The organism is Streptomyces flavochromogenes (assembly GCF_000717595.1).
GTDB classification, from domain to species: domain Bacteria; phylum Actinomycetota; class Actinomycetes; order Streptomycetales; family Streptomycetaceae; genus Streptomyces; species Streptomyces flavochromogenes.
This window is the reverse complement of sequence record NZ_JNZO01000006.1, coordinates 415,244-434,740: the sequence shown is the minus strand read 5'-3', so window position 1 is coordinate 434,740 and position 19,497 is coordinate 415,244. Positions and strand designations below refer to the sequence as shown.

Here is a 19,497-nt window from a genome sequence, read left to right as displayed (position 1 = left end):
CCTGTGCCGGAGACCACTCCCCCGCTCGCGTCGTGCCGCTCGGTGCGGAGCCGGACGGAATCGGCCCTCGATCGGCTCTCCGGACAAGACCGGTCCGTGTGATCACGGCCCCGGCACCAGGAGCGACGGGCGGGCTCCCTTCGCCCACCCGCCCGTCGATCCGACCGGCGCGCCGCAGGTCAGGCCACGAGATAGCGAACCGCGTCGACGACGTGCGGACCGTACCCGAACGCCGCGCCGAGCCGTTCGAGGCGACGGTACGTCACGGGCGACAGGCGCGAGCAGAGCTTGTCTGCGGCCCTCAGCAGAAAGCGGAACGCGAGCTCCGAGCACACCGTCTCGGCGCAGCGCACCAGTGCGTCCCGCACCGGTTCCAGCGGCGGTTCCAGCGGCACGTGGCTCCGGTCCGGCCGCTGGTCGAGGCTCCCGACCAGCTCCACCACCTCGGCCGCCAGCCGCCGATGCTCCACCGCCACCGCGCTCTGCCCGCCCACCCCGCACGGGGGGTACGAGGAGCAGTCGGCCTCCGACGCGCCACTCGCACGCGCCAGGGGAACGGCCACGACGAGGAGCCGCTCCAGCCACGCGCGCTCGGCGCCCCGGATCTCCGGCGACCCGCCGTACGGCGGGTCCGTGGCCCGCCACAACAGGTTGAGCTCCTCGCCGTCGAGCCCCGAGTCCCGCAGCCGCAGGATGTCCTCGACGAGAAGGATGAGGCCCGTGGGGTCGCCCTCCGGGGCGCCGAGGTACGCCCGGACATGATCCAGCTCGTCCTCGGCGTCGAGGACCCAGTCCCCGTGGAAGGAGGACCCCAGCGCGGTCACACCGAAGTCGAAGTCCATCCACTCGTGCTGAGATTCCCGGTCATGCACGGAACTGCTCCTCGTCACAGCGGGTAGGCGGTCAGGACGTAGAAGCCGCCGGGCTTGTGCCCCTGCTTCACGGCCAGCGTCACGGAGAAGCGGTTGCTCGTCGTCCTCGTATGGTTGCCGAGGTGGTCGACACTGTCACCGAGCGACCCGGTCCCGTAGGTCCCCGTCAGCGTGAGCTGCTGCGGCTTTCCGGGCTTGCCGGAATCCCGTACCCACTTGTCGATGCGGGCCTTGTTCTCGTCGACGAGCTGGTTGACCGCCTTCTGCGCCAGGTCCGCGCTCGACCACCGCGAGCTGGGCGTGGGCCTGCCGATCTTCTCGGTCTTCTTGATCGCCAGGTTCTTCATCTGCTGCAGGTCCACGTCGACATGCTCGTCGAGGGTGTGCGCGACGCCCGGGAACAGGCGCTGGGCACGCCCCAGGTCGGTGCAGTTGTGGACGAGGACGTCCTCGGTGCCGATCTCGACGTAGTAGCTGTCGATACCGCTCACGTCGAGGTCGTACGTGTCCTGGTGCGCGGCGAATCGGGCCGTCGCGGTCACCGCGACCTGCGCGCCCTCCGCCGTCCGCAGACGGTCGCCTGCCACCACGGTGCCGGCGGACACCCAGGACCGGCGCTCGGGCAGCCAGTACCGGTGGCCCTCGGTGGACGTCACGGACGACTCCGTGCCGTCGCCCGCGGTGACCGTGAGGCGTACGAACGTCTTGTCCGTCAGGGAGGAGGTGAACGGCACCGACAGGACCGGCCGGGGCTCGGTCGGCTCCGTGTCGCCGCCGGCTTCGGTCGCCAGGACCAGGTCGCCCTCCCGGACGTCCTGGATCGTCCGGTGCGATCCGTCTGCCATCAGGACCCGCGTGCCCGCCGGGAAGCTGTTGCACGCGAAGACGTCGTCGGCCTTGCGGGCGGAGCGGATGTCGTCGGGAATGAGCTTGCCGCCGGTCTTGAGCCAGCGCAGCATCGCGAGCGAGCCCAGGATCCGGTCGGTGGTGCTCAGTTGCTCGCCCGTGCCGGAGTCCTTGCCGGTGAGGGCGTCCAGAATGCCCTTGCCGTCGCCGATGCCCGGCAGCAGGTCGAGCAGCAGGGACATCCTGCGCTCCTGCGCGGCGAGCTCCGCGGGTGACATGCCGTTCGCGCCGATGTTGTCGGCGATCTTCGAGAAGTCGAAGTCGATGTCCGGCAGTTCGTGGAGGCGGTCCGCCGCCTTGTTGAAGTCGGAGACCGCCTTCTTCGTCTGGTCCATGCCCTTGTTGGCCTGGGCGACGCCCTTGTTGAGCTCCTTCATGCCCTTGTTGGCCTGGTTCAGGCCCTTGTTGACCTGGTCGATGCCCCGGTTGACGTCGACCATCGCGTCGTTCATCTGGTCGAGGCCGGCGTTCATCTGGTCCATGCCCGCGATGGTCTGGTCGAGGGCCTTGTTGATGTCCTTGAAGAACCCGCCGATGTCCAGGATCTCCACGTCGTAGTCCGGCAGGGGCCTGGGCGGCTGGTGGTACTCCGGGGCGGCGAGGGTGAGCAGGACGAGGGCCAGGACGGAGTCGTTGTGATCGCCGAGGATCCGCGAGGCGTCCACCAGGTTGCCGCGGAGCCTGTCCAGGTGCGGCTTGGACGCCTTGAGCGCCTTGACCGTCTGGTCGAGGATCTGGCGCCTCTTCTCGGGATCCGTCTCCTTGTCCGGGTCCAGCAGGGCGAGGGGCTGCAGGCTGTCGAGCGCCCGAAGTTCCTTGTTCAACGCGACGAACGACGCGCCGCCGTCCCGCATCGCCTTCTGCGAGATGTAGAGATAGAGCCCCACGCCGACGCCGATCTTGACGGAGGTGAGCGCGAACTCCTTGTAACACTTCGGCCGCTCGAGCAGCGGCTTCTCACCGCACTGGGAGTACTTCGAGAACCGTGCCGCGATCTCCAGCAGTGTGGGTTCCCGCTCGGCCTGCCCGGCCGCCGCCGCGGTCCCCGCGCCCCCGACGACGGTCAGGCACAGGACGGTGACGAGCGTGACGATCTTCTGTTTGATGTGCTGATACATGCGTTCCTTACGGCGCGGACCCCCCGGGCCCGCGCTCCCCCTGGCGGCGAATCCGCCGCCGTCAATGCCGTGCGCATGACACAGCGCACGTGGTCGCGGCCGAGCGTAGACCGTTACCGCAGGTCATGATCATTCGGCGTTCGGCGGGGGAACGAGGGCCGGTTCGCGGCGGGATGACGGCGGACCGGTACGGCCGCCTCGCGCAGGACTGACAGGAACGCTGCCGTCAGGTCGTCGAGGCGGCCGCCGGTCCGTGCATGCTCACGCCAGGCCGAGATCCTGCAGCGCGCGGCGTTGGGTCGGTGACGGTCTGTGCGGCCAGTAGACGTAGCAGACCCCGCCCGTACCGCTTCTGACCTTGCCGTTCGCGTCGTAGCGCTTGGTGCGGAGCCAGATGTTCTCCCACTCGCGGCGTCGGTAGACCCGGCGGACGGCCTCGTTGCTCGGGGAGGCGGGGTCGTTCGCGATGATGTCGCCGTCCGCCGTGAAGCCGATGACGGTCATGAGGTGGCCTGAGGTGCCGTAGCCGGCCCCGGTCAGTTCCTCCTTGAGGAAGGACTGGGACGTTATGGCCGGGATGCCGGCCCGGACGAGGCTCTCCAGTTCGGTGAGCGAGCGCAGCCGGGTGACCACGGCGTTCATGTCGGGGTACGTGGCCGCGTAGGCGGCGTTGAAGGGCCAGTTGCCGCAGCCCTCGTACTGGTGGTCGAAGGTGAAGCGGGCCGCGTGGCAGACCTGGGGGTCGGCGAAGGCCGGGTTCACCCAGTCGAGGTCCTCGGCCGAGGGACGGCGCCCCCAGTACTCGACGATCATCTGGGAGGAGGTCGGGCTGCACCACGCCTCGCCGCCGTTGTCGTACTCGGGGTACTGCCCGACGTGGGTGTTCTGCGAATAGCGCGGCACGGCCAGCTCGCGGGCGAGCCCCGGGCCGGAGGCCGGGACCGTGAAGCGGTCCGGGATGTCCGAGGCCATCGCGCCGATCCGCCAGACCGTGGGCGTGAGACCGCTGCCCGGGGCGCGGTAGAGCGTCAGCCGCAGGCGGTACGAGGCCAGCCGCAGCCCGCTCGCCGTGTCGTCGATCGCGAAGGTGTCGGTCCAGACGGTGCTCCTGCCGTCGGTCTGGTCGTCGACCGAGGTCCGCCGGATGTCGCCGTCCCCGGAGGCCCAGCGGCCCAGGACGTACCAGGGGGTGGCGGTCGCGTCGGTGTACGTGCCGGACAGCTCGACCTGGAGCCAGGTGCCGGGCGGGGTGTGGGCGTTCCAGGAGGCGATGACCTCGGCGGCGGGCACGGTCGGGGTGTGCTCGGGCGAGGTCCAGACGGCGTACTCCCAAGCGGAGGTCCGCCCGGTGTGCGGGTCGGTGTAGTCGGTGCGCCCGGCCGGGGCGGCGAGGACCAGACCCGGGCGGTGTCCGGCGACCGCCCTCGTACCGGCCGCGCTGCCGCACCTCCAGTCCGTGTACGAGGCCCAGAAGCGGTTGTCGACGAGGCCGGGTGCGGGGGCGTGGCCCCGCCCCGCGTCCCCGGCGGAGGCCGGGTCCGCGCCCGGGCGGCGGGCGGCACGGTCGGGGACGGCGGCAACGGCGGGAGCGGCCGTGGCCGCCGTTCCGGCGGCCGCGAGGGCCGCTGCGAGAACGGTTCTGCGCGGGGTGGAGCTGGTCATGGACGGTGACCCCCAGTCGAGAACGGTGGGCGTACGAACCTGTGGACGAGCCGGACGAGCGAGCGGCAGGGCGAGCGGGCGGGCGTGGGGCGGGCCGGGTCTTGAGGCAGGGGGCCGGCGGACCGGGCCGGGCCCGCGGGCGGGCGGGCACGCGGGCGTAGTGGCCTCCGGGCGCCGGGACCCGCAGGGCGCACGGACGGGCCGCGCGCGCCCCACTATCGCGGCTTCCACCACGCCTCCGCCAGCACTTCGCCCCGCGTCGCCGCACCAATATTGGTCTCTACCACTGACGGCGGTACCTCCCTGACCTGCGACGGTCCCCCACTCCCCTACCCTGGGCCCATGAACGACCTCGATCGCGCGGCCCACGCGCTGCTCCGGCTGCCGCCCTCCTGCGGACCGGTCCGGCTGATCGCGGTCGACGGCCACGCGGGCTCCGGCAAGTCCACGCTGGCCGCCCGCCTCTCCACCGCCCTGGGCGACGCCCCCGTCCTCCACCTCGACGACCTCGCCACGCACGAGGAGCTCTTCGAGTGGACCGGGCGGCTGCGGGAGCAGGTCCTCGGTCCCCTCGCGCGCGGCGAGAGCGCGTCGTACCGTCCGTACGACTGGAACCTCCACCGCTTCGGCGAGACGCGCGAGCTCCCGCCGGCCCCGGTCGTCCTCGTCGAGGGGGTCGGCGTGGGACGGGCGGTGGTGCGGCCGTTCCTCGCGTGGCTGCTGTGGATGGAGCGCGGTCCCGAGGAGTCGTGGGCGCGGGGCCGCCATCGGGACGGCCCGGACCAGGCCGCTTTCTGGGACGGCTGGACCGTGGCGGAGACTCGCCATTTCGCCGGGGACCCCTCCCGGCCCTTCGCCGACACCCTGGTACGCGAGCGCCACGAGGGGTACGACTGGCTCCCCGGGCCGGGTGTGACAGCGGGCACGGACCAGATCATCACGTACCGTGACGGCTTCATGTCCGTGAACTGAGGGGCCGAAAGTCCGCTTTCGCAAGTGCCTCAACTCCGCTTGACCCAAGGGGCGTACAGGTCTTACGTTCTGAATGTGCGGCTTTTCGGAGCCGCCGCGGACGCGAAGCCCCCGGTTGTTCCCCCGTGATCGGGGGCTTCGTTCTGCCCCTGACGGCCCTCCCAAGGGCCCTTCGCGGCCCCTGATGCTCACCCAGGGTCACCGCTTCCGGATCATGTGCTTCTCCTTAAGTACACACCCCCTGCGCAGGTACGATGCCCCCAGGTGCGGTCAAATCCCGTCCATGCGAAGACGGTTGTGGGGGACCCGATGGACATCGGCACGCAGGGCGCGCAGGCCCCGGCCGAGCTCGCCTGGCTGCGCGGAATCGACGCCTACACGATGGGCGCGTATCCGCAGGCGGAGGACGAGTTTCGGACGGCGGTAAGGATCGACCCCGGGATGGCGGACGCCTGGCTCGGGTTGCACGCGCTCCGGGTCGACACCACGACCGCGCTGTTACGCATGTACCGCAGCCGCGACCGCTTCGGCGAGCAGCGGACCCGGTACCGGCGCACCCTCAACTCCTGGTACTGGCTGGGCTGGTGGGTGCAGCCGGTCCTGGAGAGCCCGCGCGACCTGCTGCTCGCGCACGCCTCCCACTGGCTCGACGGGCGCCACGTACCGGAGCTGGACCGCGCCCTCGCGGGGCTCCCCCCGGTCGACACCGACCCCCAGGTCCGCTTTCTGCACGCCTGCCGGGCCTATCTCGTCAAGGACTGGGACCAGCTCGTCCGGTACACCGAGACCCTGGTCGACGATCCGCTGCTCGGCATCGAGGCCGGGCTCTTCGGCGGCATGGCCCGGGTGCGCCTGGAGATGTACGGGCAGGCCGAGCCGCTGCTGTCGGCCTCGCTGATGCGCTGCCGCAGCGAGCAGCCCCAGCGCAAGGAGCTGCGGTACTGGCTGGCCCGCGCCCACGAGGGGACCGGCCGCAGCGCCGCAGCCCTGCCCCTCTACCGGGCCGTGCACCGGATCGACCCCACCTTCATGGACACGGCGGCCCGGCTCGCGGCGATCGCCGAGTACGACGGCTTCGAGGGGTACGACGACCCGGCCGGGCTCGCGACGGTCGCCCTGGGCACCGCCGGCGGCGGTCTCGGCCAGGACACCGCGGACCCGGCGCCGGGCGCCGAGCCCGACCCGGCCGGCCCGCTGGGCGACGGAGTGCGCCTCGCGCCCGATCCCGTGCCGCCGATGGCCCCGGTGACGCCGCCGGAGACCGTACGCCAGAAGGCCCCGGTGCCGTCCCAGCCGGTGCCACCGCGTTTTCCCGCGGGCCCCACCGATCCGGTGCTGCTCGCGGAGGCGCTCGCCGAACTGGAGGGCATGGTCGGCCTGGAACCGGTGAAGCGTCAGGTCAAGGCGTTGTCGGCGCAGCTGGAGATGGCGCGGCTCCGCGCCGGCGAGGGACTTCCGGTCCAGCCGCCCAAACGTCACTTCGTCTTCTCCGGCCCCTCGGGCACCGGGAAGACCACCGTCGCGCGGATCCTCGGCCGGGTCTTCTACGCCCTCGGACTGCTCGGCGGCGACCATCTCGTGGAGGCCCAACGGGCCGATCTGGTGGGCGAGTTCCTCGGGCAGACCGCGGTCAAGGCCAATGAGCTGATCGACTCGGCCGTCGGCGGGGTGCTCTTCGTGGACGAGGCGTACGCCCTCTCCAACACCGGCTACAGCAAGGGCGACGCCTACGGGGACGAGGCCCTCCAGGTGCTCCTCAAACGGGCCGAGGACAACCGCGACCATCTCGTGGTCATCCTGGCCGGCTACCCGGAGGGCATGGACCGGCTGCTCAACACCAACCCCGGACTCTCCTCCCGGTTCACCACCCGGGTGGACTTCCCCTCGTACCGGCCGCTGGAACTCACCGCCATAGGCGAGGTCCTCGCCGCGGCCAACGGCGACGGCTGGGACGACGAGGCCCGCGACGAGCTGCGCTCGATCAGCGGGCACGTCGTCGAGCAGGGCTGGATCGACGAGCTGGGCAACGGCCGCTTCCTGCGCACCCTGTACGAGAAGTCCTGCGCCTACCGCGATCTGCGGCTCTCCGGCTACGCCGGCACGCCGACCCGGGACGATCTGGCGACCCTGCGGCTCGCCGACCTGATGCAGGCCTACGGCGAGGTCCTGTCGGGCCGGGGCCCGGTCGACCGCGGCCCCCAGCAGGAGCCCCCGGGCTACTAGGACCCGGGCTGCCGGAACCCGGGCCCACTGCCCTGGCGAGGGACCCGACGACCGTCGGGGCGGGCCCCGGAGGGACCGCCCCGACGTGCGCACCGCTCCTACGCGGTGGGCACCCGGTCCGACGCCACCCGGTGGGCGGGGTCGCGGACCTCGCCCACCAGCATCTCCAGGACGTCCTCCAGGGCGACCAGGCCGAGCACCCGGCCCGAGCCGTCCGCGACCTGCGCCAGATGGGTCGCGGCGCGACGCATCACGGTGAGGGTGTCGTCGAGGGGCAGTTCGGCGCGGAGCGTGGCCATCGGCCGCCACAGCCGCTGGGGCACCGCCCGCTCCCGTTCGTCCAGGTCGAGGACGTCCTTCACGTGCACGAAGCCCATGAAGACGGTACCCGGCTCGGCGCGGACCGGGAAGCGTGAGTACCCGGTGCGTACGGTCAGCTCCTCGATCTCGCGCGGGGTGACCGTCGGCGGGACCGTGACCAGGGAGGACGAGGTGATGAGGACGTCCGTCACCGGGCGGGTGCCCAGTTCGAGGGCGTCCTCCAGGCGCTCCTGCTCCGCCGGGTCGAGCAGTCCGGCCTGGCCGGCGTCCTCGACGAGGCGGCCGAGCTGGGCGCTGGTGAAGACCGCCTCCACCTCGTCCTTCGGCTCGACCTTGAACGCCCGCAGGACCAGCCGGGCGCAGGCGCCGAGCGCGGCCGTCACGGGCCGGCAGAGCCGGGCGAAGCCGACCAGGCCGGGGGCGAGCCAGAGCGCGGTCCGCTCGGGCGCGGCCATCGCCAGGTTCTTCGGGACCATCTCGCCGATGACGAGGTGGAGGAAGACGACCGCGGCGAGGGCGATGACATAGCCGAGCGGATGGACGAGCCCGTCCGGGACCCCGACCGCGTGGAAGACGGGTTCGAGGAGACGGGCCACGGTCGGCTCGGCGACGGCGCCGAGCGTCAGCGAGCAGACGGTGATGCCGAACTGCGCGGCCGCCATCATCTGCGGCAGATTCTCCAGACCGTGCAGGACCTGCTTGGCACGGGCGCCGCCGAGCGGCTCGATCTGGCTGCGGCGCACGGAGACGAGCGCGAACTCGGCTCCGACGAAGAAGCCGTTGGCCAGGACGAGGAAGACGGCGAAGAGAAGCGGCAGGGTGCTCATCGGACCGCCTCCGCCCCGACGGGAACGGGCCCGTCCAGGTGGCCGGCCACCGGATCCGGAACCGGCTCGGACGCCGGGCCCGACAGCGGTTCCGACGTCGGATCGGACACCGGATCGGACGCCGGGTCCGTCCGCACGATCCGTACGCGCTCGGCGCGGTAGCGGTCGACCTGGCGCACCGAGAGCCGCCAGCCGGGCAGTTCGGCCCGGTCGCCGGGGGCGGGGATGCGCCCCAGGAGATCCGCGACGAGCCCGGCGACGGTCTCGTACGGCCCGTCGGGCACGTCGAGGCCTATCCGGCGCAGGGTGTGGACCCGGCAGGACCCGTCGGCCTCCCAGGCGGGCCGGCCGTCCTCGGCGGGAGCGGCGGCCAGCTCGGGCCGTCCGTCGGCCACCGTGTCGTGCTCGTCGCGGACCTCGCCGACGAGTTCCTCGACGATGTCCTCCAGAGTGACGACACCGGCCGTGCCGCCGTACTCGTCGACGACCACCGCGATCGGCTGCTCCCTGCGCAGCCGCTCCAGAAGGGTCTGGGCGGGCAGCGTCTCGGGCACGAGGAGCGGCGGGACCGCGATCCGGCCGACGGGGGTGCGCAGCCGGGCGTGCGGCGAGACGGCGAGCGCGTCCTTGAGGTGGACCATGCCGACGATCTCGTCGATGCGGTCGCGGTAGACGGGGAAGCGCGAGAGGCCGGTGGCCCGGGTGAGGTTGAGGACGTCGGCCGCGGTGGCGTCCCACTGGAGGGCGCTCACCTTCACGCGCGGGGTCATGACCTGCTCGGCGGTGAGGCCGCCGAGGGACAGGGTCCGTACGAAGAGGTCGGCGGTGTCCTGTTCGAGCGCGCCCGCCAGGGCGGAGTGCCGGGCCAGGGAGACCAGTTCGCCGGGGGTGCGGACGGAGTCCAGCTCCTCGGTGGGCTCGACGCCCAGGAGTCGTACGAGCCGGTTCGCGACCTGGTTGAGCAGCGAGATCACCGGCCGGAAGAGGGCGGAGAAGTACCGCTGCGGGGTGGCGACGAAACGGGCCACCTGGAGCGGCCGGGAGACCGCCCAGTTCTTCGGTACGAGCTCGCCGACCACCATCTGGACGGCGGAGGCGAGCAGCATCCCGATCACCACCGCGATCCCGGAGACGGCCCCGGAGGGCAGTCCGGTCGCGGTGAGCGGTCCGTGCAGCAGTCCGGCGAGCGCGGGCTCGGCGAGCATGCCGACGACCAGGGAGGTGATGGTGATGCCCAGCTGGGTGCCGGAGAGCTGGAAGGACAGCTCGCGCAGGGCGGTGACGACGGTGCGGGCGCGCCGGTCGCCGGCGGCCGCGGCCCGCTCGGCCTCGGCGCGCTCGACGGTCACGAGTCCGAACTCGGCGGCCACGAAGAAGCCGTTGGCGAGGATCAGGACGAAGGCCGCGACGAGCAGCAGAAGGGAGACGATCATGCCGCCGCCTCCTGGGAGGGGGCGGCGCAGGTACTACCGGACGATCCGTCCATTGCTGGAGGGAGTCACTCCTCGGGTCGAAGGGTGGCCTCACGGGCCGCGAGACCGCGGCCCTGCACACGCGAGGCGGTGGTGCCGCTCGGCACCACCGCCTCCAGAGTAGTCACGCGAAGGCCCCGAGGGGCAGGGGGTCGGCCCCCGGATGGGGTACGTCACGCCCCCGGCCGTCGGACCGTCCGCTCTCCCCGGGCCGTCAGGCCGTACGCTCAGCCCCCGGCCGTCAGGCCGTCTGCTCCGCGCCCGTGCCGCGGCTGTCGGCCAGGGCACGCAGGGCGCGGGCGTCCCGGATGGCCGCCTCCTTGGCGATGCCGGGCTGGATGCCCAGCACCGGCAGGCTGGTGCCGTCGCTCAGGTCGAGGAAGACCCAGGGGTCGCCGGGGCGCAGGTTGACCTTGAGGATCTCCGCCCAGGCCAGCCGCCGGGTCCGGGTGATGTTGACGACCGTGACGCCCTCGTCGTCGGCGACGACCTTGGGGCGGCTCAGCAGCGCAAGGATTCCCGAGAGCAGCGCGGCGGTGAAGAAGAAGCTGGCGCGCTCCCCCGGGCCGAGCCGCTCCAGCAACACCGCGACGACGCTGATGACAACGAAGATCGCGACGCTCATCGTGATCAGGACGACCCGGGTGCGCCCGGGGCGGAACGTGACCGGCAGGACGGGCGTCTGTGCTTGGGACATCGGTGGTTCCTCGGAGCCTTCGGTGCGGGCGGTCCGTGCCGTCAGAGGCGGCAGGCGTGGATGGCGGTGGTGAGGATGGCGCGGGCACCGATCTCGTACAGGTCGTCCATGATCCGCTGCGCCTCCTTGGCGGGGACCATCGCGCGGACGGCGACCCATCCCTCGTTGTGCAGCGGGGAGACGGTCGGCGACTCCAGGCCCGGGGTGAGGGCGACGGCCTGCTCCAGGTGCTCGGCGCGGCAGTCGTAGTCCATCATCACGTACGAGCGGGCGACGAGGACGCCCTGGAGGCGGCGCATGAACTGCTGGACCTGCGGGTTGTCGTCGGTGGCGCCGTGGCGGCGGATCACGACGGCCTCGGAGGTGAGGATCGGCTCGCCGATGACCTCGAGTCCGGCGTTGCGCAGGCTGGTGCCGGTCTCGACGACGTCCGCGATGATCTGGGCGACGCCCAGCTGGATCGCGGTCTCGACGGCGCCGTCCAGGTGCACGACGGAGGCGTCGATGCCCTGGTCGGCGAGGTGCTTGGCGACGATGCCCTCGTAGGAGGTGGCGATCGTCATGCCGCCGAAGTCCTCCGGGCCGTTCGCGGTGCCCGGGCGGGTGGCGTACCGGAAGGTGGAGCGGCCGAAGTTCAGCGCGAGGATCTCCTCGGCGCTGGCGCCGGAGTCCAGCAGCAGGTCACGGCCGGTGATGCCGATGTCCAGCTTCCCGGAGGCGACGTAGATCGCGATGTCCTTCGGGCGCAGGTAGAAGAACTCGACCTCGTTGTCGGGGTCGATGACGACGAGCTCCTTGGACTCCTTGCGCTGGCGGTAGCCGGCCTCATGGAGCATTGCCGACGCAGGTCCGGAGAGGGAACCCTTGTTGGGGACGGCGATGCGCAGCATGGGGTGAGCTTCCTTTGCCTGGGAGTGGTGGGGAGTCCGGGGCGGCACGCGCCCGGAGGGGTGTGCTCAGAGGTGGGCGTAGACGTCGTCGAGCGAGATCCCGCGGGCGACCATCATCACCTGGACGTGGTACAGCAGCTGCGAGATCTCCTCGGCGGCCGCTTCCTTGCCCTCGTACTCGGCGGCCATCCAGACCTCGGCGGCCTCTTCGACGACCTTCTTGCCGATGGCATGAACACCCTTGTCCACCAGTTCCGCGGTGCGGGAGGTGGCCGGGTCGCCGGTCTCGGCCTTGAGCTTGAGCTCGGCGAAGAGCTCTTCGAAGGTTTTACGGGTTCCGTTCGCCATGATGGTCCTAAGAGTACGGGGTAAGGGTCGCGTCATCAGCGCCAGGGTTCGCTCACCGTGCGCAGCGTGGTCGCGGTGGCGACGGCGGCGGTGACGGCCTCGTGGCCCTTGTCCTCGCTGGATCCTTCGAGGCCGGCCCGGTCGAGAGCCTGCTCTTCGGTGTCGACGGTGAGGACACCGAATCCGACGGGTACGCCGGTGTCGATCGAGACCTGGGTGAGGCCGTGGGTGACGCCCTGGCACACGTACTCGAAGTGCGGCGTTCCGCCGCGGATGACGACGCCGAGCGCCACGATGGCATCGTAGCCGCGCCCCGCGAGGACCTTCGCCACGACCGGGAGCTCGAAGCTGCCGGGGACGCGGAGGAGGGTCGGCTCCTCGATGCCCAGCTCGCTCAGGGCGCGCAGGGCGCCGTCGACGAGACCGTCCATGATCTTCTCGTGCCACTGCGCCGCGATGACCGCGACCCGCAGGTCGCCGCAGTTCTTCACGCTGAGGACGGGTGCGCCCTTGCCGCTCATGATTCTCCTTGCAGGTGGATACGTACGTGATTACTGGTTGGCGCAGGTGGAGGCCGAGGAGCCGTCCAGCCAGGGCAGGTCGTGCCCCATCCGGTCCCGCTTGGTGCGCAGGTAGCGGAGGTTGTGCTCGCCGGCCGTGACGGGCATGGGCTCGCGGCCCTCGACCGTGAGGCCGTGCCGGGTCAGGGCGTCGATCTTGTCGGGGTTGTTGGTCATCAGACGCAGGCTCCGGACGCCGAGGTCGACGAGGATCTGCGCACCGGCCGCGTAGTCGCGGGCGTCGGCGGGCAGTCCGAGTTCCAGGTTGGCGTCGAGGGTGTCGCGGCCGCGTTCCTGGAGCTCGTACGCGCGGAGCTTGGACAGCAGGCCGATGCCGCGGCCCTCGTGGCCCCGGAGGTAGACGACGACGCCTCGGCCGGCCTCGGTGATGCGGTCCATGGAGGCCTGCAGCTGGGGGCCGCAGTCGCAGCGCAGCGAGTGGAAGATGTCGCCGGTCAGGCACTCGGAGTGGACCCGGACCAGGACGTCCTCGCCGTCGCCGATCTCGCCGTGGACGAGGGCGACGTGCTCGACTCCGTCCACGGTGGAGCGGTAGCCGTACGCGGTGAAGTCGCCGTGTGCGGTGGGGAGCTGGACCTCGGCCTCGCGGCGGACGGTCGGCTCGGCGGAGCGCCGGTAGGCGATCAGGTCCTCGATGGAGATGATCGTGAGGCCGTGCTTGCGGGCGAAGGGGACCAGCTCGGGCAGGCGCAGCATGACGCCGTCCTCGCCGGCGATCTCGACGATCGCGCCGGCCGGGCGGAGGCCGGCGAGGCGGGCGAGGTCGACGGCGGCCTCGGTGTGGCCGTTGCGGGCCAGGACGCCGCCGGGCTTGGCGCGGAGCGGGAAGATGTGGCCGGGCCGTACGAAGTCGGAGGCCTCGTGGTTGCCGCTCGCGAGCATCCGCAGGGTGGTGGCGCGGTCGGCGGCGGAGATGCCGGTGGTGACGCCGTGGGCGGGGCCCGCGTCGACGGAGACGGTGAAGGCCGTGCTCATCGACTCGGTGTTGTGCTCGACCATCTGCGGGAGCTGGAGACGCTCCAGTTCGTCGTTCTCCATGGGCGCGCAGATCAGTCCGCGGCACTCGCTCATCATGAAGGCGACGACCTCGGGGGTGGCCTTCTCGGCGGCGATGACGAGGTCGCCCTCGTTCTCGCGGTCCTCGTCGTCGACGACGACGACGGGGCGGCCGGCGGCGATGTCGCGGATGGCCTGCTCGACGGGGTCGAGGGCGAGGTCGGTGGCGTCCCAGAGGGGAAGGGCGGCGCTCATGCGTGGGCTCCTTCCAGAGCGGTGTCGGGGGTCGTGCGCGTCCGGAGCCACCAGTCGCGCATGCCCCAGACGACGAGGGCGAAGTAGATGACGTAGACCAGGCCGGAGAAGGCGAGGCCGCTGTTGAAGGCGAGCGGGACGCCGACGAGGTCGACGAGGAGCCAGGCGAACCAGAACTCGACCAGGCCGCGGGCCTGGGCGATCATCGCGACGAGGGTGCCGACGAAGATGTACGCGTCGGCCCACGGGCTCCAGGAGAGCGACGGGTAGAGGGTGAAGAGGCCGCCGACGGCGAGGGTGCCGACCGTCGCGCCGGCGAGGAGCAGTCCGCGCTCCGTCCAGGTGGCGAAGCGGACGGCGATGGAGCCGTCCTGGGCCTGCCGCCTGCCCCGGTTCCACTGCCACCAGCCCCAGGCGGCGACGCCGATGACGAGGAGCTGCTTGCCGACGCCGCCGGAGAGGTGGGCGGAGGCGTAGGCGCCGACGAGGATCAGGCCGGAGAGCAGCTGGGCGGGCCAGGTGAGGATGGAGCGGCGCCAGCCGAGCGCGAGGGCTATGAGTCCGATCGTGTTGCCGATCATGTCGGACCACATGATGTGCTGACCGAAGGCGCTGAAGGCCTCGGAGTTGAGCCAGCTCACTTGTCGCTCTCCTTGGCGTTCGGGCCGAGCAGCCGCTCGACGTACTTGGCGATGACGTCCACTTCGAGGTTGACCGGGTCGCCGGACTGCTTGATGCCGAGCGTGGTCAGGTCGAGGGTGGTGGGGATGAGGCTGATGGTGAACCAGTCGTCGGTGACCTCGACGACGGTGAGGCTCACGCCGTCGACCGTGATCGAGCCCTTCTCGACGACGTACCGGGAGAGGTGGGCGGGGAGGCCGACCTTGACGAGCTCCCAGTGCTCGGACGGGGTGCGCTCCAGGATCGTGCCGGTGCCGTCCACGTGGCCCTGGACGATGTGACCGCCGAGGCGGCCGCCGACGGCCATGGGACGCTCCAGGTTGACGCGGGAGCCGACCTCCAGGGCGCCGAGGCTGGACCGCTTGAGGGTCTCGGCCATGACGTCGGCGGTGAACTCGCCGTCGCCGAACTCGACGACCGTGAGACAGACACCGTTGACGGCGATGGAGTCGCCGTGCTGGGCGCCTTCCGTGACCAGGGGACCGCGCAGGCGGAAGCGGGAGGCGTCCTCCAGCTGCTCTACGGCGGTGACCTCGCCCAGTTCTTCGACGATTCCGGTGAACACGGTCAGGCTCCCTTGAGGGTGGCGGTGAGGTGCGGGGTGGCGGTGATGCGGAGGTCGGGTCCGACGCGCACGGTCTCGGTGACGTCGAGCCGCAACGCTTCGGTGATGGTGCCGATTCCCGCCTCGGCGAGCGCGTTCGGGCCGGCGCCGAGGAGGACGGGGGCGAGATAGCCGACGACCTGGTCGACGGCGCCGGCGGCGACGAAGGCCCCCGCGAGGGTGGGGCCGCCTTCGAGGAGGACGGAGCGGACGCCGCGCGCGTGGAGGGCGTCCAGGAGGGCGGGTACGGACAGGCCGCGCTCGGCCCTGGGGAGGCGTACGACGTCGGCGCCGTCGAGGGAGGTCCCGGCGTCGTCCGCGATCGCGATCAGGGTGGGGGCCGCGTCGTCCAGGACGCGGGCACCGGGCTGCACGGCGGTCGCCTCGGTGTCGACGACGACCCGGAGCGGCTGGACGGCCCCCTCGATGCCGCGTACGGCCAGATGGGGGTCGTCCGCGCGGGCGGTGCCGGAGCCGACCACGACGGCGTCGGCCTCGGCGCGCAGCCGGTGGACGTCGGCGCGGGAGTCGGCGGAGGTGATCCAGCGGGAGGTGCCGTCGGCGGCGGCGATCCGGCCGTCGAGGGTGGCGGCGTACTTCCAGCGGACGAAGGGACGGCCGTGCCGTACGGAGGTGAGCCAGGCGATGTTGCCGGCCTCGGCCTCGGCCTCCAGGAGGCCCTGCTCGACCTGGGCCCCGGCGGCGCGCAGGGTGTCGGCACCGCCGGTGGCCTGCGGGTTCGGGTCACCGACGGCGTAGACGACCCGGCTGACGCCGGCCTCGATCAGGGCCTGGGCGCAGGGGCCGGTGCGGCCGGTGTGGTTGCAGGGTTCGAGGGTGACGTAGGCGGTTCCGCCGCGGGCGAGGACGCCTGCCTCGCGCAGGGCGTGGACCTCGGCGTGGGGGCCGCCGGCGCGCTGGTGGAAGCCCTCACCGACCACGTGTCCGGAGGCGTCGGCGATGACGCATCCGACGACCGGGTTGGGGCTGGTGGCGCCGAGACCGCGTGCGGCGAGCTCGACGGCGCGTCGCATGGCGGTGATGTCGGCCTGCTGGGCCACCGGGTCCTCCTGCCTCTTCGGGCACGGACTCCGGGGCCTGTCGATGACGACAGAGAGCGGGACGACGCCTCGTGCAGGGTGCGCCGAGGCCGCGGCCCTCCGGGTACGCCGATCGATGTCGATACGGCGACCAGCGGACGTACGGCCGGCACACCCCTGACAGGGTTCGCCCGCCGCGCACTGCCTCCCATCCGGACTTTCACCGTCGGTCCAGGAATTTCACCTGGTCAACCGGCCGCTGGCTGCGGACGGGTCGCGGACTATACCGCCGGTTCGGAATTACACCGACCCCGGAGTGCGCTGCTGCTGATACAGGGCCAGTGTGCCACGTCCCGCGAGGGGCGATGCGGCCGAGTTCCTGTGGTCTGGCTCACAGGATCCCGCAGAACTCTTCGATGGTCCAGACCTATTGACGCACTGGTCTAGTCCTCTTAATCTCCGTGTCACCTCCTAGGAACGGTCCGGCGGCGTGCGCACTCCACGGGCCCAACACGACCCACCCCTTTGTTCGTTGTGTTCCATGACCTCCCCAGGAGGACCCGATCGTGCTGTCCCCCACCGCGAAAAGAGCCTCGCTGCTCTCCTCCGGCGCGGCCGTCGCCGGACTTCTGCTCAGTTCGCTCTCCGGCGGCGTCTCGTACGCCGCCGACAACGAGTCCTGTCGCCCCGACGGGCTCTACAAGACCCCGGGCGTCGACGTCCCGTACTGCTCGGTCTACGACACCGCGGGCCGCGAGAAGATGGGTGCGGACCACCAGCGCCGGGTCATCGGCTACTTCACCGGCTGGCGCGACGGCAAGAACGGCCAGCCCGCCTACCTGGCCAAGGACATCCCGTGGGAGAAGATCACCCACATCAACTACGCCTTCGGCCACATCGGCGGGGACAACAAGCTCTCCGTCGGCACGGACGGTCCGACCAACGCGGCGACCGGGATGACCTGGCCCGGTGTCGCCGGCGCCGAGATGGACCCCGCGTACGCCTACAAGGGCCACTTCAACCTGCTCAACAAGTTCAAGAAGCAGCACCCGAACGTGAAGACGCTGATCTCGGTCGGCGGCTGGGCCGAGACCGGCGGCTACTTCGCCGACAACGGCGACCGGGTCGACTCCGGCGGCTTCTACTCGATGGCCACCAACGCCGACGGTTCGGTCAACCAGGCCGGGATCGACACCTTCGCCGCGTCGTCCGTCGAGTTCATCCGGAAGTACGGGTTCAACGGCGTCGACATCGACTACGAGTACCCGACGACCATGAAGGACGCCGGAAACCCGCTCGACTGGCAGCTCGCCAACGCGCGCCGCGCCGGACTCGTGCAGGGCTACGCGGCCCTCATGAAGACCCTGCGCGAGAAGCTCGACGCGGCCGGCGCCGCCGACGGCAAGCACTACCTGCTGACCGTCGCCGCCCCCTCCTCCGGCTACCTGCTGCGGGGCATGGAGACCTTCCAGATGCAGAAGTATCTGGACTACGTCAACATCATGTCCTACGACCTGCACGGCGCCTGGAACGAGTACGTCGGGCCCAACGCCTCCCTCTTCGACGACGGCAAGGACGGCGAGCTCGCCGCCGCCAACGTCTACGGCTCGGCCCAGTACGGCAACATCGGGTACCTCAACACCGACTGGGCGTACCACTACTTCCGCGGCTCGATGCCGGCCGGCCGGATCAACATCGGTCTGCCCTACTACACCCGCGGCCACAAGAACGTGCAGGGCGGCACCGACGGCCTGTGGGGCAAGGCCTCCGCGACCACCTGCCCGGCCGGAGCCGGTCTGACCAAGTGCGGTGACGGCGCCACCGGCATCGACAACCTGTGGCACGACAAGGACACCAACGGTGTCGAGTCGCCCGCCGGCTCCAACCCGATGTGGCACGCCAAGAACCTCGAGAAGGGGATCGTCGGCGACTACGTCACGCAGTACGGCTTCCCTGCGAACACCACCCTGACCGGCACCTACGCCCGCAAGTACGACTCGACCCTGGTCGCGCCGTGGCTGTGGAACGCGCAGAAGAAGGTCTTCCTCTCCACCGAGGACGAGCAGTCGGTGGCCGCCAAGGCCGACTACGTGGTCGACAAGGGCATCGGCGGCACGATGGTCTGGGAGATGGCCGGCGACTACGCCTGGAACGCCGCCAAGGGCCAGTACGAGATGGGCTCGACGCTCACCTCCCTGATGTACGACAAGTTCAAGGCGGCCGCCCCGTACGGCGCGAAGAAGTCCAACGCGGCCCTGCCGACGCAGGCCGTGAAGATCGACGCTCAGTTCACCGAGTTCAAGCTGGGTGACTCGAACTACCCGATCACCCCGAAGATCAAGATCACCAACAACACCGCGGCGACCCTCCCGGGCGGCACGGAGTTCCAGTTCGACTACGGGACCTCGGCCCCGGCCAACGCCTCCGACCAGTCGGGCTTCGGCACGAAGGTGATCAGCAGCGACCACACGGGAAGCAACGTGGGCGGTCTGAAGGGCGACTTCCACCGCGTCTCCCTGAAGCTCCCGGCCTGGCAGTCGCTGGCCCCGGGCGCCACGGTCGACCTGGCGTTCAACTACTACCTGCCGGTGTCCACCCCCTCCAACTGGACGGTGAACATCAACGGCACGACGTACGCCCTCGCCGGTGACCTGGCGCGCGGCACGACGGTGGTGGAGCCGGGCACGACGACCCCGCCGACCACGCCGCCCACCACGCCGCCCACCACGCCGCCGACGACCCCGCCCACGACTCCCCCGACCACGCCGCCGACGACGCCGCCCACCGGCTGCGGCACGGTCCCGGCCTACGTGGCCGGCACGGTCTACAACGCGGGCAACGAGGTCTCCCACAACGGCCGCAGGTACAAGGCCCAGTGGTGGACCCAGAACGAGACGCCGGGCACGACCGGCGAGTGGGGTGTCTGGAAGGACCTGGGTCCCTGCTGACGCACCCCCTCTGAACCCCCGGCGGCGGAACATCACGGCCCTTGCCGCCGCCGGGCCCCCAGCGCCGCGCCCCCCTGTCCGGGG

The 19,497-nt window shown here is 71.3% G+C and carries 16 protein-coding genes and 1 riboswitch; of the genes, 3 read left to right on the top strand and 13 right to left on the bottom strand.

Annotated elements, in window-relative coordinates:
- Positions 1-179: 179 nt before the first annotated feature.
- The 3 genes from IF00_RS0109725 to IF00_RS0109715 all read right to left on the bottom strand — a co-directional run bounded on the left by IF00_RS0109725 (position 180) and on the right by IF00_RS0109715 (position 4,558).
- Positions 180-872 (bottom strand): hypothetical protein, encoded by a 693-nt coding sequence (locus IF00_RS0109725; RefSeq protein WP_158710438.1) that lies wholly within the window; start codon positions 870-872, stop codon positions 180-182.
- Positions 873-886: 14 nt separating this feature from the next.
- Positions 887-2,896 (bottom strand): RNase A-like domain-containing protein, encoded by a 2,010-nt coding sequence (locus tag IF00_RS0109720; RefSeq protein ID WP_051820008.1) that lies wholly within the window; start codon positions 2,894-2,896, stop codon positions 887-889.
- Between the two features lie 261 nt (positions 2,897-3,157).
- Positions 3,158-4,558, bottom strand: a complete 1,401-nt coding sequence (locus tag IF00_RS0109715; protein WP_030316384.1) for a peptidase C39 family protein — start codon at positions 4,556-4,558, stop codon at positions 3,158-3,160.
- Between the two features lie 342 nt (positions 4,559-4,900).
- Between IF00_RS0109715 and IF00_RS0109710 the strand changes: the two genes are divergently transcribed.
- Together IF00_RS0109710 and IF00_RS0109705 are read left to right on the top strand one after the other, a co-directional pair.
- A complete protein-coding gene (locus IF00_RS0109710; protein ID WP_030316383.1) occupies positions 4,901-5,530 on the top strand; it encodes a uridine kinase family protein in 630 nt (209 codons plus the stop codon).
- Positions 5,531-5,839: 309 nt separating this feature from the next.
- Positions 5,840-7,753 (top strand): AAA family ATPase, encoded by a 1,914-nt coding sequence (locus IF00_RS0109705; protein ID WP_030316381.1) that lies wholly within the window; start codon positions 5,840-5,842, stop codon positions 7,751-7,753.
- Positions 7,754-7,851: 98 nt separating this feature from the next.
- On the opposite strand, the gene IF00_RS0109700 is transcribed toward IF00_RS0109705, so the two are convergent.
- The 10 genes from IF00_RS0109700 to ribD form a co-directional block, all read right to left on the bottom strand.
- On the bottom strand, positions 7,852-8,901 hold the full coding sequence (locus IF00_RS0109700) for a hemolysin family protein (RefSeq protein ID WP_030316379.1): 1,050 nt from the start codon (positions 8,899-8,901) through the stop codon (positions 7,852-7,854).
- Complete coding sequence (locus tag IF00_RS0109695) at positions 8,898-10,334, bottom strand: hemolysin family protein (protein ID WP_030316377.1); 1,437 nt, start codon at positions 10,332-10,334, stop codon at positions 8,898-8,900. The genes IF00_RS0109700 and IF00_RS0109695 overlap by 4 nt, the downstream gene beginning before the upstream one ends.
- A 280-nt stretch (positions 10,335-10,614) precedes the next feature.
- Positions 10,615-11,070: a PH domain-containing protein gene (locus IF00_RS0109690; protein WP_030316375.1), complete on the bottom strand. Its 456-nt coding sequence runs from the start codon at positions 11,068-11,070 to the stop codon at positions 10,615-10,617.
- 41 nt (positions 11,071-11,111) lie between these two features.
- Entirely contained in the window at positions 11,112-11,960 is an 849-nt protein-coding gene (gene hisG / locus IF00_RS0109685; RefSeq protein ID WP_030316372.1) for an ATP phosphoribosyltransferase, read from the bottom strand.
- 66 nt (positions 11,961-12,026) lie between these two features.
- A complete protein-coding gene (locus IF00_RS0109680) occupies positions 12,027-12,308 on the bottom strand; it encodes a phosphoribosyl-ATP diphosphatase (protein WP_030316370.1) in 282 nt (93 codons plus the stop codon).
- A gap of 35 nt (positions 12,309-12,343) precedes the next feature.
- The gene (gene ribH, locus IF00_RS0109675; protein ID WP_030316368.1) at positions 12,344-12,829 is read right to left on the bottom strand and encodes a 6,7-dimethyl-8-ribityllumazine synthase; all 486 of its coding nucleotides are present in this window, start codon (positions 12,827-12,829) and stop codon (positions 12,344-12,346) included.
- Positions 12,830-12,859: 30 nt separating this feature from the next.
- Positions 12,860-14,140 (bottom strand): bifunctional 3,4-dihydroxy-2-butanone-4-phosphate synthase/GTP cyclohydrolase II, encoded by a 1,281-nt coding sequence (locus IF00_RS0109670; protein WP_030316366.1) that lies wholly within the window; start codon positions 14,138-14,140, stop codon positions 12,860-12,862.
- On the bottom strand, positions 14,137-14,733 hold the full coding sequence (locus tag IF00_RS0109665; RefSeq protein WP_051820029.1) for a nicotinamide mononucleotide transporter family protein: 597 nt from the start codon (positions 14,731-14,733) through the stop codon (positions 14,137-14,139). Before IF00_RS0109665 ends, IF00_RS0109670 begins: the two co-directional genes overlap by 4 nt.
- Before the next feature lie 44 nt (positions 14,734-14,777).
- Positions 14,778-15,386 (bottom strand): riboflavin synthase, encoded by a 609-nt coding sequence (locus IF00_RS0109660; protein ID WP_030316363.1) that lies wholly within the window; start codon positions 15,384-15,386, stop codon positions 14,778-14,780.
- Between the two features lie 2 nt (positions 15,387-15,388).
- Positions 15,389-16,486 carry a bifunctional diaminohydroxyphosphoribosylaminopyrimidine deaminase/5-amino-6-(5-phosphoribosylamino)uracil reductase RibD gene (ribD, locus tag IF00_RS0109655; RefSeq protein WP_030316362.1) on the bottom strand — a complete coding sequence of 366 codons (1,098 nt, stop codon included), beginning with the start codon at positions 16,484-16,486 and terminating at the stop codon, positions 15,389-15,391.
- Between the two features lie 173 nt (positions 16,487-16,659).
- A riboswitch (FMN riboswitch) is annotated at positions 16,660-16,789 on the bottom strand.
- A gap of 242 nt (positions 16,790-17,031) precedes the next feature.
- Here ribD and IF00_RS0109650 point away from each other — a divergent pair.
- Positions 17,032-19,413 (top strand): chitinase C-terminal domain-containing protein, encoded by a 2,382-nt coding sequence (locus tag IF00_RS0109650; RefSeq protein WP_030316360.1) that lies wholly within the window; start codon positions 17,032-17,034, stop codon positions 19,411-19,413.
- Positions 19,414-19,497: the final 84 nt, after the last annotated feature.

Bases quoted from the DNA above. Each gene is read 5' to 3' on its own strand.
- IF00_RS0109720 (WP_051820008.1), bottom strand. From the start codon at position 2,896: ATGTATCAGCACATCAAACAGAAGATCGTCACGCTCGTCACCGTCCTG.
- IF00_RS0109715 (WP_030316384.1), bottom strand. From the start codon at position 4,558: ATGACCAGCTCCACCCCGCGCAGAACCGTTCTCGCAGCGGCCCTCGCG.
- IF00_RS0109710 (WP_030316383.1), top strand. From the start codon at position 4,901: ATGAACGACCTCGATCGCGCGGCCCACGCGCTGCTCCGGCTGCCGCCC.
- IF00_RS0109705 (WP_030316381.1), top strand. From the start codon at position 5,840: ATGGACATCGGCACGCAGGGCGCGCAGGCCCCGGCCGAGCTCGCCTGG.
- IF00_RS0109700 (WP_030316379.1), bottom strand. From the start codon at position 8,901: ATGAGCACCCTGCCGCTTCTCTTCGCCGTCTTCCTCGTCCTGGCCAAC.
- IF00_RS0109695 (WP_030316377.1), bottom strand. From the start codon at position 10,334: ATGATCGTCTCCCTTCTGCTGCTCGTCGCGGCCTTCGTCCTGATCCTC.
- IF00_RS0109690 (WP_030316375.1), bottom strand. From the start codon at position 11,070: ATGTCCCAAGCACAGACGCCCGTCCTGCCGGTCACGTTCCGCCCCGGG.
- hisG (WP_030316372.1), bottom strand. From the start codon at position 11,960: ATGCTGCGCATCGCCGTCCCCAACAAGGGTTCCCTCTCCGGACCTGCG.
- IF00_RS0109680 (WP_030316370.1), bottom strand. From the start codon at position 12,308: ATGGCGAACGGAACCCGTAAAACCTTCGAAGAGCTCTTCGCCGAGCTC.
- ribH (WP_030316368.1), bottom strand. From the start codon at position 12,829: ATGAGCGGCAAGGGCGCACCCGTCCTCAGCGTGAAGAACTGCGGCGAC.
- IF00_RS0109670 (WP_030316366.1), bottom strand. From the start codon at position 14,140: ATGAGCGCCGCCCTTCCCCTCTGGGACGCCACCGACCTCGCCCTCGAC.
- IF00_RS0109665 (WP_051820029.1), bottom strand. From the start codon at position 14,733: ATGTGGTCCGACATGATCGGCAACACGATCGGACTCATAGCCCTCGCG.